Origin of the sequence: Flavobacterium sp., assembly GCF_039916025.1 — a bacterium.
In the GTDB taxonomy this organism is placed as follows: Bacteria; Bacteroidota; Bacteroidia; order Flavobacteriales; family Flavobacteriaceae; genus Flavobacterium.
In genome coordinates this window covers 18,986-32,209 of the sequence record NZ_JBDSMB010000116.1, presented here as the reverse complement: position 1 = coordinate 32,209, position 13,224 = coordinate 18,986, and the positions used below count along the sequence as shown (strand labels likewise).

Annotated in this window: 11 protein-coding genes; 6 read left to right on the top strand and 5 right to left on the bottom strand. The window is 35.6% G+C overall.

The genetic code is table 11. The features are described 5' to 3' along the window. The first annotated feature begins 23 nt into the window (after positions 1-23). The 4 genes from ABIQ27_RS08250 (at position 24) to ABIQ27_RS08235 (ending at position 4,472) form a co-directional block, all read left to right on the top strand. Positions 24-989: an LD-carboxypeptidase gene (locus tag ABIQ27_RS08250; RefSeq protein ID WP_348033403.1), complete on the top strand. Its 966-nt coding sequence runs from the start codon at positions 24-26 to the stop codon at positions 987-989. Between the two features lie 67 nt (positions 990-1,056). Further along, entirely contained in the window at positions 1,057-1,416 is a 360-nt protein-coding gene (locus tag ABIQ27_RS08245; RefSeq protein WP_348033402.1) for a YraN family protein, read from the top strand. 126 nt (positions 1,417-1,542) lie between these two features. Next, positions 1,543-3,738 (top strand): M12 family metallo-peptidase, encoded by a 2,196-nt coding sequence (locus ABIQ27_RS08240; protein ID WP_348033401.1) that lies wholly within the window; start codon positions 1,543-1,545, stop codon positions 3,736-3,738. Positions 3,739-3,791: 53 nt separating this feature from the next. After that, positions 3,792-4,472 carry an alpha/beta fold hydrolase gene (locus ABIQ27_RS08235; protein WP_348033400.1) on the top strand — a complete coding sequence of 227 codons (681 nt, stop codon included), beginning with the start codon at positions 3,792-3,794 and terminating at the stop codon, positions 4,470-4,472. Here ABIQ27_RS08235 and mfd read toward each other — a convergent pair whose 3' ends face one another. Next, on the bottom strand, positions 4,473-7,835 hold the full coding sequence (mfd, locus tag ABIQ27_RS08230; protein WP_348033399.1) for a transcription-repair coupling factor: 3,363 nt from the start codon (positions 7,833-7,835) through the stop codon (positions 4,473-4,475). A 3-nt stretch (positions 7,836-7,838) separates the two neighbouring features. Beyond that, positions 7,839-8,432, bottom strand: a complete 594-nt coding sequence (locus tag ABIQ27_RS08225; protein WP_348033398.1) for a hypothetical protein — start codon at positions 8,430-8,432, stop codon at positions 7,839-7,841. A gap of 156 nt (positions 8,433-8,588) precedes the next feature. Here ABIQ27_RS08225 and ABIQ27_RS08220 point away from each other — a divergent pair, with 156 nt between their 5' ends. After that, positions 8,589-9,527: an L-threonine 3-dehydrogenase gene (locus ABIQ27_RS08220; RefSeq protein ID WP_348033397.1), complete on the top strand. Its 939-nt coding sequence runs from the start codon at positions 8,589-8,591 to the stop codon at positions 9,525-9,527. A gap of 62 nt (positions 9,528-9,589) precedes the next feature. On the opposite strand, the gene ABIQ27_RS08215 is transcribed toward ABIQ27_RS08220, so the two are convergent. From ABIQ27_RS08215 to ABIQ27_RS08205, 3 genes are all read right to left on the bottom strand, one after another. Then, positions 9,590-10,168 (bottom strand): hypothetical protein, encoded by a 579-nt coding sequence (locus tag ABIQ27_RS08215; RefSeq protein WP_348033396.1) that lies wholly within the window; start codon positions 10,166-10,168, stop codon positions 9,590-9,592. A gap of 11 nt (positions 10,169-10,179) precedes the next feature. After that, entirely contained in the window at positions 10,180-10,638 is a 459-nt protein-coding gene (locus ABIQ27_RS08210) for a hypothetical protein (RefSeq protein WP_348033395.1), read from the bottom strand. 384 nt (positions 10,639-11,022) lie between these two features. Further along, positions 11,023-11,526 carry a nuclear transport factor 2 family protein gene (locus tag ABIQ27_RS08205; protein ID WP_348033394.1) on the bottom strand — a complete coding sequence of 168 codons (504 nt, stop codon included), beginning with the start codon at positions 11,524-11,526 and terminating at the stop codon, positions 11,023-11,025. A gap of 124 nt (positions 11,527-11,650) precedes the next feature. Between ABIQ27_RS08205 and ABIQ27_RS08200 the strand changes: the two genes are divergently transcribed. Next, entirely contained in the window at positions 11,651-13,222 is a 1,572-nt protein-coding gene (locus tag ABIQ27_RS08200; protein ID WP_348033393.1) for a L,D-transpeptidase family protein, read from the top strand. The last annotated feature ends 2 nt before the right edge of the window (positions 13,223-13,224 follow it).

Below are 13,224 nucleotides of genomic sequence, written 5' to 3'. Positions count from 1 at the left end.
ATTTGCTCATATCATTTTCAAAAATGAATAAAAAATCTATATTCTATATTCTATTATCTTTATTCTTTTTAAATCTTCATTCTCAAAAAAAGATGATTACACCACCTTATCTGCAAAAAGGCGACACTGTTGCCATCGTTTCTACTGCTAGAAAAAATATTGACGACAATTTAAAACCAACTATTGATTTGCTCGAAGGTTGGGGATTGAAGGTAAAAATCGGGAGCACAATTGGTTTGGATTATTACCAATTGGCAGGAACTGAGGAGCAACGCACGGCAGACTTTCAGGAGCAAATGGACAATCCAAACATCAAAGCGATTTGGTGTGTTCGCGGCGGTTATGGTACAGTAAAAATCATTGATAAATTAGATTTTACCAAATTCAAAAAAAACCCAAAATGGATTGTTGGCTTTAGCGATGTGACGGTTTTGCACAGTCATTTAAACCGAATGGGAATTGAATCACTGCATGCAACTATGCCGGTTGCCATTCCAAGAGCGACAGATGATGCCAAAAATTCTTTGTGTGCTGCTTTGTTTGGGGACAAATTGCAATACACTTTAGATTGTGATGCCCTAAACCACAACGGAAAAGCAAAAGGCGAACTTGTTGGTGGAAATCTTTCTATTTTATATAGTTTGTTAGGTTCAGAATCGGCAGTTGACTGCACAGATAAAATATTGTTTATCGAAGATTTAGATGAATACTTATATCATGTCGACCGAATGATGACGAATCTGAAACGCAATGGTTGTCTGCAAAGTTTGAAGGGAATTATTGTTGGCGCTATGACAGAAATGAAAGACAATGATATTCCATGGGGAAGAAATGCTTTAGAAATCATAGAAGATTCGGTTAAGGGATTAAACATTCCAATCATTTATAATTTCCCGGCCGGACACATCCGAGACAATCGCGCATTGATTTTTGGAAGACAGGTTTCTATAGAAGTAAATGCTAAAGAAAGCAAAGTGATTTTTGAATAGACATCTTAGATAGTTAGATTAATCTAAGCCAGTCTAACAAATCTAATTGGTCTAACAATCTAAAATAATGGCAGAACATAACGAACTTGGAAAATTTGGTGAAGAATTGGCGGCGGGTTTTTTGAAACAAAACGGTTATACTATATTGGAAACCAATTGGACATTTCAAAAGGCAGAAATTGATATCATTGCGCAAAAAGAAAATGTAGTTGCAGTTGTTGAAGTCAAAACGCGGTCGAGTATAGAGTTTGGATTGCCACAGGATTTTGTAAAACCAAAGAAAATCCAATTGCTGGTCAAAGCCGTGAATGAATATATAATTTCTAATGATTTAGATGCTGAAGTCCGGTTTGATATTATTGCGATTTTTAAAGAAGACAACATTTACAAAATAGAGCATATTGAAGATGCTTTCTTTCATTTCTAAGTGATTAATTCTTACTAATCGTTTTTTAAATTCCATAATTTATAAATAGTAAAATCCTAAAATTCAGGATTATAATTTGTTTTGTTCTGAATTTAAATAACTTTAGCAAAAAATAATTTATCACTAATGAAAAAACACCTACTATTAACCGCATTATTTTGTTTGACAAATTTGTTTGCACAAAATAAGGTTGCTGAAAAAGTATCCGAATTACAGAATTTAAAAGCCAGCTTTAGACCTATTTCTGTCTTGACTGCAACTCCAAACATCATTGATAACGATGTAAATAAAGTTGTTGAAGGAGCAACTTTGGCAACAATAAATTTTGAAAAAATCAATGAAATTGTTACTAATCAATATGGAACCATTGAATTAGAAATTCCATATCAAAATCAAAATATCGCTGTGCTTTTGTATAAAGTGAATCCTTTTGTAGAAGGTTTTCATGTCGATACAGACAAAGGTAAAAATGTTAACTACCAAAAAGGAGTTTACTACCGCGGAATTATCAACGGAAATACAAAATCAGTTTCATCTTTCAATTTCTTTAATGGCGAATTCAACGGAATTATTTCCAGTTCTGAGTTAGGAAACATTGTTGTTGGTAAATTGAACAAATTAAATAATCAAACAGATTATATAGTCTATTCTGATGCTGAAATGAAAGTGTCAAACAATTTTGAATGTCATGTTCAGGATGATAATATTCCAATAAAACCAATCGAAAAATCCACTACAAGTATAAATAGCACCAGATGTGTTTCAATGTATTTTGAAGTTGATACAAACTTATATGAAATCAACGGAAGTAATATCGCGACAACAACCAACTGGGTGACTTCTGTCTTTAATAATGTGCAGACATTATATGACAATGATGGAATTTCAGTAGGTTTAAAATCAATGTTTATATGGACAGAAGGCGATCCGTATGAAGGTGTTGGAATGGATTCAGGAACATATCTTGATACTTTTGCTGAGATTACTCCGGTATTTGATGGCGATGTAGGACAACTGATTGGCATCGATCCGCAACCGGATGGAACAGGTGGTTTGGGTGGGCTTGCAGTTACCATAGGTGGATTGTGCTCTAGTGAAAATTACAGTTATTCAGATGTAAATTTCAGCTACACGAATGTGCCAGTCTATTCCTGGACTGTGAATGTTATAACGCATGAATTTGGACATCTTTTAGGATCAAGACATACACACGCCTGTGTTTGGAATGGCAATAATACAAGAATAGACGGTTGTGGACCGGCAGCCGGATATAATGGTGAAGGAAGTTGTGCAGGAGGACCAATTCCATCATTTTCAGAAAAGGGAACTATAATGAGTTATTGTCATTTAGTAAGCGGTGTTGGAATTAGTTTGAGTAATGGTTTTGGGCCACAGCCAACAGAAGTTATTTTAAATAGTATTAATGCGTCTACATGTTTAAGTACAGATTGCGCAACCAGTTGTCCAAATACTGTCACAGAAATAATTGCTTCAAATATTACCTCCAATTCGGTTCAAATAACATGGAATGAAATTGGTACAGCAACTTCCTGGGAAGTTGCAGTCACGCCAACTTCATCAAATGTATTTGTTTGGAATACCGCTACAACCAATTCATATACTGCAACAGGATTAAATCCAAATGTTTATTACGCTATACGGGTTCGACCTTTATGTGATAACATTTTGCCAGCTGCAAGAAAGAAAATATTTGCTACTGCTGCACTTGATTTCTGTTCAAATACACCATTTACAGATACAGGAGGAATATCTGCCACTTACACCAATATGGAATCCTGGACAAGAACTATGACACCAAGTAATTCAGGGCTAAAATTAAGAGTCACTTTCGCAAGTTTCGGTCTTGAACTAAATTGGGACTTTTTGCATATTTATAATGGTCCGGATGAATTTTCTCCTGAGTTATCAGCTGGTGCAGGTTTAACAGGAACTGCAAATCCAGGAACATTTAATTCAACAGCTCCGGATGGTTCACTAACCTTTAAATTTGATTCAGATCAAAATACGGTTGGTAATGGATGGAATGCGACTATAACCTGTACAGGAACATTGGGAGAAGAAAATAATGATTTCTTAGATTATAGTTATTACCCAAATCCAACTACCGGAAAAGTAAACATCACTTCTAAAGATGCCATTACCGAAGTTGCCGTTTATAATGTTCAGGGACAACTATTATACAACCAAAAACTGAATGAATTAAGCACAAATGTTGACATTTCTCAATTTGCAACCGGAACTTATTTCTTCAAGTTGAAAATTAATGACAGAGAAGCTAATTTCAAAATATTGAAGAATTAAACTTTTATAATTCAAAACCACTCGCCAGCGGGTGGTTTTTTATTTATACCAATATGCAAAAACTCTTATTACTTCACGGCGCATTGGGAAGTGCCGAAAATTTCATCGAACTGACAACTTTCCTGAAAGATGATTTTGAAATTTACACATTTGATTTTGATGGACATGGTAAAAGCATTTCAGATAATCCGTTAACCATTCCCGGATTTGCGAATCAGGTTTTGGAATTTTTAGATGAAAATAAGATAGAAAAAATAGCTGTTTTTGGTTATAGTATGGGCGGTTATGTCGGACTTTATTTGGCAAAAAACCATCCCGAAAGAATACAGAAATTGTTCACTTTGGCAACAAAAATGCAATGGACAGTTGAAGGTTCACAGAAAGAAGCTTCGATGCTAAATCCCGAAATCATCAAAGAAAAAGTGCCGAAATTTGCTTCCGCTTTAGAAAAACTACACGGACAAAACTGGGAAAGGTTATTGCCAAAAACTGCTGAAATGATGTTAGGTTTAGGGAAATCTCCGGCACTCAATAATGAAGACTTTTCAACAATTACAACACCAACATTAATTGCTGTCGGAGACAAAGATATGATGGTAAGCATTGAAGAAAGTATGGCAGCTTATCGCGAATTACTCAATGGTCAGTTTTTAGTATTGCCCAATACACAACATCCTATTGAAAGAGTAAATTCGGAAGAATTGGCGCATCAAATCAAGAAATATTTTAGCTGATTATTTTACCATCATTTCCATAAACTCTAAAGCTCTGTTTATGGATTTTACGTTTTCAAAAGTGATGAGTAAGCGCAAACCGTTTTTGGTTTCCTTCTCTTTCATTTTACAGATATTTCCATTTTGCTGTACAAACTGAAGCATGCGTCTGAATTGTTTCGAATTATAATACTCCGATTGCTGGTCGCCAACAAAATAACCAATCAGTTTACCTTGTTTCATAATGATTTTTTCGATTCCCATTTGCGTCGCAATCCATTTGATTCTGATACTGTTCAATAATGATTTTGCTTCTTTTGGCAACGGACCAAAACGGTCAATAAGTTTTGTTTCGTAAACTAATAAACCAGCTTCATCTTTAATATTCCCCAGTTCATTATACAAATTCAAACGCTCGGTAATATTGTTGATGTATTCATCAGGAAACAATAATTCGAAGTCGGTATCAATCTGTAATTCTTTTACGTATTCTTTATTTTCGTTTTCATTTTCTTCCTGATATAAGTCTTTGAATTCGTTTTCTTTCAATTCTTCAATGGCTTCGTTCATGATTTTCTGATAGGTTTCAAAACCGATTTCGTTGATAAAACCACTTTGTTCGCCACCCAATAAATCTCCGGCACCACGGATTTCCAAATCTTTCATCGCGATGTTGAATCCGCTACCCAATTCGCTGAATTGTTCCAATGCCTGAATACGCTTTCGGGCATCATCAGTCATGACAGAATATGGTGGACAAATAAAATAGCAGAACGCTTTCCTGTTGCTTCGCCCAACCCGACCACGCATCTGATGCAAATCAGAAAGGCCAAAATTATTAGCGTTATTGATAAAAATCGTATTTGCATTTGGCACATCCAAACCACTTTCGATGATGGTTGTTGCCACCAAAACATCGAATTCACCATTCATAAAACCAAGCATCAGCTCTTCAAGTTTGTTGCCTTCCATTTGGCCGTGACCGATACCAACTCTTGCATCAGGAACCAATCGCTGAATCATACCGGCAATTTCCTTAATGTTTTCAATTCTGTTATTTATGAAAAACACTTGACCATTTCTTTGAATTTCATACGAAACTGCATCGCGAATCAATTCTTCACTAAAGCCAACAACCTGTGATTCGATAGGATAACGATTTGGCGGAGCCGTCGTAATTACAGATAAATCCCGTGCAGCCATCAACGAAAACTGCAAAGTTCTCGGAATAGGAGTTGCGGTTAAAGTCAATGTGTCAACGTTCGCCGCAATGGTTTTGAGTTTGTCTTTTACGTTTACGCCAAACTTTTGTTCTTCGTCTACAATTAGCAAACCTAAGTCTTTGAACACAACATTTTTGCTTACCAATTGATGTGTTCCGATAAGAATATCCAATTTTCCCGAAGCTAAATCCTCTATGGTTTTTGCTTTTTGTTTGGCAGTTCTGAATCGGTTGAGGTAGCCAATATTGACTGGCATGTCTTTTAACCTTTCGGTAAATGTTCGATAATGCTGGTACGCCAAAATAGTCGTCGGAACCAAAATCGCAACCTGTTTGCTGTTATCCACGGCTTTGAAAGCCGCACGAATAGCGACTTCCGTTTTTCCAAAACCAACATCGCCACAAACCAACCGGTCCATCGGGCGATCTTTTTCCATATCGGCTTTGACATCTTGCGTAGCTGTAATTTGGTCTGGAGTATCTTCGTAGATGAACGAACTTTCTAATTCTTTCTGCAAATAACTATCAGGTGCACAGGCAAAACCTTTTTCCAAACGACGTTTTGCATACAACTGAATTAAGTTAAACGCAATGTGTTTTACTCGTGCTTTTGTTTTTTGCTTTAAGGTTTTCCAAGCATTGGAACCAAGCTTGTAAATTTTTGGTGGCGTTCCGTCTTTTCCGGAGTATTTTGAAATTTTGTGTAGTGAATGAATGCTCACATACACTATGTCATTATCGGCGTAAGCCAATTTTATGGCTTCCTGCGTTTTGCCTTCAACCTGAATTTTCTGTAAACCTCCAAATTTCCCAATTCCGTGATCGATATGTGTTACATAATCGCCAACAGACAATGAATTCAATTCTTTTAGCGTTAGCGTTTGCTTTTTGGAATAGCCATTTTTGATGTTGAATTTGTGATAACGTTCAAAAATCTGATGATCGGTATAACAGGCAACCTGATTTTCTTCGTCAATGAAACCTTGATATAAAGGTGAAACGATTGTGTGATATTGTTTTCGAATGTTCTCACTATTTTCCTCGTCAATCGATTCGAAAATATCATGAAAACGATTCGCCTGCGCTTCATTTGAACAGAACAAATAATTGGCATAACCGTTAAAATGATTATCGCTCAAATTGTTCAGCAGCAAATCAAATTGCTTGTTGAATGAAGGCTGAGGTTGTATATGAAATTCAAAAGATTTGGTCGTTTTGAAAAGCGGTTTATTTGATAATTCAACAATAGAAAAATCCAAAGCCTTGCGCAAAAAACCTTGCTGATTCAGGAATAAATGTTCTGGCTCAGCATGTTTGACATCTTTTGAAAGTTTGTCAAATGTTTCAATTGCTTTTGAAAAAAGTTTGTCTAATTGCGCTGTTAGAAACTCTGTATTTTCAATACACAAAACTGTTTTTTCGCTGATATATTCAAGGAAACTTTCACGGTTTTCTTTGATGAATTTATTTTCAAGATTGGGAATAATGGTAATCTTGGTTTGCTTTTCCAGCGAAAGCTGCGTTCCAACATCAAAGGTTCGGATGCTGTCAACTTCATTGCCAAAAAACTCAATACGATACGGATTGTCATTCGAAAACGAAAACACATCGAGGATTCCGCCACGAACGGAAAACTCACCGGGTTCGGTAATAAAATCAACGCGTTTGAATTCGTATTCAAATAAAACTTCATTTATAAAATCGATAGTTACCGTTTCGCCAACAGCAATTTTTAAAGTGTTTTTTTCAAGTTCTTTTCGGGTAACTACTTTTTCAAAAAGTGCTTCTGGATAAGTAACAATTACGGCTGGTTTTTTTCGCGAATTGATTCGGTTCAACACTTCGGAACGCAATAAAACATTGGCATTGTCTGTTTCTTCAATTTGATAAGGACGACGATATGAACTTGGATAAAACAATACATCATTGGCGCCAATCATTAGTTCCAAATCGTTCAGATAATAGGCAGCCTCTTCTTTTTCGTTGAAAATAAGTAAATACGGTTTGTCGCTTTGCTTGAAAATTGCCTGAAATACAAACGAGAACGACGAGCCCAAAAGTCCTTTTAACTGCATTTTGCTTAAAGGATTTTCGAGTGTATCTACTATTTGTTTGACTTTCGTCGAATGGAGATAACCGTTGTATAATGAAGTTAAACTCAAAACTTATTTTATAATTTTTGGAACTGGATTTGTCGGAATTGCTCTGGCAGTATCTAATATTCGTATCATATCAGCTTCGCCTTCTTCTATTTTGATTTCGCTTTTACGTTTGATTTCGTCAAATTGTGATTGCATAGACGCCAATTCAGTATTGACTTCCTGCACTAATTCGACAATCTTTTTATCCGGAATTTGATTCAGGTTAATGTATAGATTTAAAGCATTGACTTTAGTTGTAATAACCGCAATCCTGCTTTTTATTTCGGGCAAATCATATTTAATAGGAATGTTGTTGTTTAATTCAGCCGCTCTTTTCGAGAGGGTTTTTGCTTTTTGCTGAAAAGCACCGATACTGCTTTTGGGTTTTTGACCTAACTCGTTTAAGAATACGCGCCATTCGGCCCAATTTGTTCTCAATTCACTAGAAGTCTGGTTTATGGGTTGCGAGTTAAAATTCCAACCGTTATTAATATTGGAAAATATAACTTCTCTCTTTTGTGTTTCTTTTTCCTGCTCCATAGCACGATCTTTTGGATCTTCCTTGCAAGAAGAAAAGAATACCAATAAAAATAATAATGTTGAAAAAGATAATTTCATGAGCAAGCGTTAAAGACACAAAGGTACAAAGGTAAAAGGAAACTTCAGTATGAAGTAGTTAAAGGGATTATAATTTTCTTAAAAAGAAAACTGCCTTTTTGCAGAAATTATTTTTCTTAAAAACGGTATCTTTGTGGCACAAACAACTAACACTACATGAGTACAAAAATCCTAATCATTGGAGCCTGCGGTCAAATTGGAACCGAGCTTACCCAAAAGTTAAGAAGCATTTATGGCAATGACAATGTTATTGCTTCCGATATCAGAAAACTGAATAACGACATTGTTAATAATGGTATTTTCGAAGTAGTAAATGCTTTAGACTACAATCAAATTGAGCATTTAATTGAGCAATATCAAATTACAGATGTTTATCTGATGGCAGCTTTGCTATCGGCAACGGCAGAAAAAAATCCAGCGTTTGCCTGGGATTTGAATATGAATTCGCTTTTTCACGTTTTAAATCTGGCGAAAGCCAAAAAGATAAAAAAGATATTCTGGCCATCTAGTATCGCTGTTTTTGGACCAACAACTCCAAGAAATAATACGCCACAATATACCATTATGGAGCCGACAACTGTGTACGGGATTAGTAAGCAAACTGGCGAAAGATGGTGTGAATACTATCATAATATTTATGGTGTTGATGTGCGAAGCATCCGTTATCCGGGATTGATTAGCTGGTCGACCGAACCAGGTGGGGGAACCACAGATTACGCTGTGGATATTTACCACAAAGCTTTGAGTGATGGAAAATATGAATGTTTCCTTTCGGAAGAAACGGCACTGCCAATGATGTATATGGATGATGCGATTAGAGCTACAGTAGAAATCATGCAGGCTCCGGCTGAATTAATTAAAATACGTTCTTCATATAATTTATCAGGCGTGAGTTTTACACCTGCTGAAATCGCTGCCGATATTAAAAAGCACATTCCGGAATTTACCATTTCCTATAAACCGGATTTCCGTCAGAAGATTGCCGATAGCTGGCCAGCTTCGATTGATGATAGTAGTGCGCGACAAGACTGGAACTGGAAGCATGAATTTGATTTAGGAACAATGACTGAAGAAATGTTAGCTCATTTAAAATAAAATAAAAAACGCCACCCTAGAAAATAAGGTGGCGTTTTCACTAAACAAAACAAAAAACCTTATTATTGAACAATAGGATCTCTTAATGATTCTAATACATCCACGATATCAGCGTAAAGTTGCGTGTCAGCTGCAACACCATTCGAAACTGCTGCTGCACCTACATAACCTTCAAATTTAGTGTAGTTAGCATCGGTTGCCGTAGTTCCCATTCTTGGATTTGACATAGGATTGTGGGCAGCGACCATAGAAAGACCAGAATAAGTGTTTACTGCATTTGTTCCACCTGTATTAAACGAGAAGAAGTCAGTTAAATTATCTGATAATTCGGCTAAATTAGTAGTCTGTGTAGCTCCTGTTTCTGCAAGTAAAGGTGCAAAGTGTGCGCTTAAATTTCCGGAAGCATTTGCTTGTACGTCTGCAACGATTAAACCAATCGTTGAGTTTACCACTTTACGATAGCTTAAGCGTCCTTGTTCTATCATTTGCCCAGGATTATCTGGGTCTGCAACCAAAGTTGTGCCTCCTAATCTGGCATAGATTGAGGCTGGCGGAGCTGGATCATCATCTTTACTGCAAGATGTAAAACAAACTGCTCCGAGTACTAATGCACATAGTGCAAATTTTGAATACTTAGTCATAGTTTTTATATTTAAGATTTATTGAAAATTCCTTGTATGAACTTGGTAAATTTATAGCTGGCGCCATCTTTCTTCATGACTGGGCAAACTTGTTTATTGGCAAGACCTTCAGGTAATACAAAACGCTCGGCTTTATAATTTCCTTTAGTCATTAATTCATTGTAAACTTTTTTGGAGTCGGAAATTCGGTTATCGTGAAAATAAACTACAACATTTCTTTTTACGATGATTTCACTTTTAACGCCGGCGATATTGTGCAATTTTTGTTTGATTTCAATTGTACTTAATGAATCAAAAGGTTTGTCAAAATCTATTCGACTCACTTGTATGGTAGCATTGTCAAGTGGTCTTGCGGTAGCAATGTGATATACCAATATCACAAACATCAAAAGAAAAAATCCAAGCACACTCAATGCTGCAATTTTTATCTTTTTACCGATTGTCATTTTGGGTTTATTTTTTGTTGTCATAATCTTTTGATTTTGTTTGTAAATTGATTTACGGTAAAACAAAAAAGGCGGTTTTGCATAAAGGTGCATTTTGCCTTATTTAGATTACCTCTGCATAACAACTGAATTGTTTTAAAGCGAAAAGCGCTGATTTTGACACGAAACAGCGCTTTTCTACCAAACAGAACCAAACAAAAACATTAGTAAGTTCTTAGGGCAATTATATTTATAGCGGAAAAAACAGAACCAAATAAAAAACAAGGAACACTAATGCAGCTATTGTAATAAACGCAGCGGTTTCGAATAAAATATTAATTTTTCTGTTGACATCCATAATCATAGAATTTGTGTTCTTATCTAAGTTACGAGAAAAGAAAGATTATGGTTTTCGGGAAGTAAGAGGGTTTACTTTTTCTTGTTTTTCAAATCGATGATTAAAGCCTCTTCAATAGGAGTTTTTATTTTTATGACTTCATCAGAATTGTCATTTGGAATTGTCATCGACAGCACATAGTGTTTTATTTTCCATTGGCTGTTTACAAGTACAAGCACTCCGGAACCGCGGCATATTTTCATTTGTGTGTCAAGTAGTTCGTCAAACCAAGCGGTTTTCTTGTCTTCGCTAAAGTAAATATGTCTTTCTAAAGCGGTAAAACTCCATGCTTTGCCCTTTTCAAAATAAGGTTTGGCATACGCCTGAAAAGCAGCTTTGCTCCAATTTTCTGTAGCATCAGTTCCGATAAAAACCGCATCATCCGTTAAGGCACCGAAGTAATTATTGTAGTTAGCTTCTGCAGCGGCTTTGTGCCAGGCATCAAGTGTATTGTTGATTTGTGTTTTGAGGTTATCCTGCGCATTGATTGTAGTAACAAAGAATGGGAATACTATAAGAAGAAGCGTTTTTTTCATAAGGATTGCTTTGCTAATTTGGTTTAACATTGTAATGAGAAACTAAGAAGTAAATATAGTACTTACGATTGTCATACTATGCTATTAGTTTTTGTAATTTTATAAATGAATAAACCAAACTTTAATGAATAATATACCGTTATACAGACTTTTACTAATGATTTTTTTGGTGAGTATTTCCCTGACCAGTTTGAGTTGTGTCAACAAAGAAAAAAAAGAAAAAAATAAGAAAGATTCCTTTTCCGAGTCTTTTGACAGCACTTTGGTAGAAACCTTTTATGCCAAATATCCTGAATTGGCGGAGTATAAAGAGCAAGTGGTTTTATTATACCAAAAAAATGACTATGATTATATCTGGTATGATAAAAAAGGCAGAAAAGAAACCGCAGATGTTATCTTCAATAGAATAAACCATCTATTTGAAGACGGTGTGATAAGTAAAGTGCCGTATAAAAAAACACTTGACGAATTGTTTCAAAAAGATTCTGATAAACCTGATATTGATGTTGAGTTATTTTTATCAAACTATTATTTCTACTATGCAGATAAAGTAGTGCAGGGAATTGACACCAAAAAATCGCGCGAACTTGAATGGTATATGCCCAGAAAAAAACTATCCTATGCAGCTTATATGGATTCTTTATTGGTCGACCCAAAGATCATTTACAATAAAGAACAGCATATTGAGCAATATTACAAACTCAAAGCAGTATTAAAAAAATACAGAGCAATCGAACAAAAAGGTGGTTGGGATGCGATTGCAGTTCCTGCCGGCTTTATCTCGATTAAGCCCGGAGATAGTTCAGCTGTTGTGGCTAAAATTAGAACACGATTGTTTTTGACCGGTGATATTGATGTTGACTCTGGCAGTAAAATATATGAAGAGAAGCTCCAACAAGCAGTCTTAAAATACAAAAAACGAAATGGGTTTACATTAACCAGAACTATTCTGCCAAAGCATATTGATGAAATGAATGTGCCAATAAGCAGACGTATCAGAACTATTATTGTAAATATGGAACGTTGCAGATGGATTTCTACCGATGTGACGAAAGCCAAAGAGTTCATTGCAGTTAATATTCCGTCATATCAATTAACTTATTTCAAAAAAGGGAAAGTTGTTTTGCGTTCCAATGTTGTAGTGGGCAACATGATGAACAAGACGGTCATTTTTAGCGGGATGATGAGTTTTATAGTATTTAGCCCATATTGGAATGTGCCTACAAGTATTAAAGAAAAAGAAATCCTTCCGGGAATTGAGAAAAACGCAAATTATTTAGCAGAGCACAATATGGAATGGGAAGGTGAAAACATCAGACAAAAACCAGGGAAAGATAATTCCTTAGGATTGGTTAAATTCCTGTTTCCAAATAACAATAACATTTATTTGCACGACACACCTGCCAAAGAATTGTTTAGTGCAGAGAAACGCGCATTTAGCCATGGTTGTATCCGTGTAGAAAAACCAAAGGAGTTAGCCAATTTAATTTTGGAGGATGATAATAAATGGACACCCGAAAAAATAGATGAAGCAATGAATAAGGGTGAAGAATCATGGCACACGCTTAAAAATAAAATCCCTGTTTATATTGCTTATTTTACTTGCTGGGTTGATGATGAAGGCAATATCAATTTCTATAAAGATATTTATGAAAGAGATGCGCGACTAGCTGCTATGTTGGTCGAAGATAAGTAGGT

Coding starts and splice junctions, on each gene's coding strand:
- ABIQ27_RS08250 (WP_348033403.1), top strand. CDS start 24: ATGAATAAAAAATCTATATTCTATATTCTATTATCTTTATTCTTTTTA.
- ABIQ27_RS08245 (WP_348033402.1), top strand. CDS start 1,057: ATGGCAGAACATAACGAACTTGGAAAATTTGGTGAAGAATTGGCGGCG.
- ABIQ27_RS08240 (WP_348033401.1), top strand. CDS start 1,543: ATGAAAAAACACCTACTATTAACCGCATTATTTTGTTTGACAAATTTG.
- ABIQ27_RS08235 (WP_348033400.1), top strand. CDS start 3,792: ATGCAAAAACTCTTATTACTTCACGGCGCATTGGGAAGTGCCGAAAAT.
- ABIQ27_RS08225 (WP_348033398.1), bottom strand. CDS start 8,432: ATGAAATTATCTTTTTCAACATTATTATTTTTATTGGTATTCTTTTCT.
- ABIQ27_RS08220 (WP_348033397.1), top strand. CDS start 8,589: ATGAGTACAAAAATCCTAATCATTGGAGCCTGCGGTCAAATTGGAACC.
- ABIQ27_RS08215 (WP_348033396.1), bottom strand. CDS start 10,168: ATGACTAAGTATTCAAAATTTGCACTATGTGCATTAGTACTCGGAGCA.
- ABIQ27_RS08210 (WP_348033395.1), bottom strand. CDS start 10,638: ATGACAACAAAAAATAAACCCAAAATGACAATCGGTAAAAAGATAAAA.
- ABIQ27_RS08205 (WP_348033394.1), bottom strand. CDS start 11,526: ATGAAAAAAACGCTTCTTCTTATAGTATTCCCATTCTTTGTTACTACA.
- ABIQ27_RS08200 (WP_348033393.1), top strand. CDS start 11,651: ATGAATAATATACCGTTATACAGACTTTTACTAATGATTTTTTTGGTG.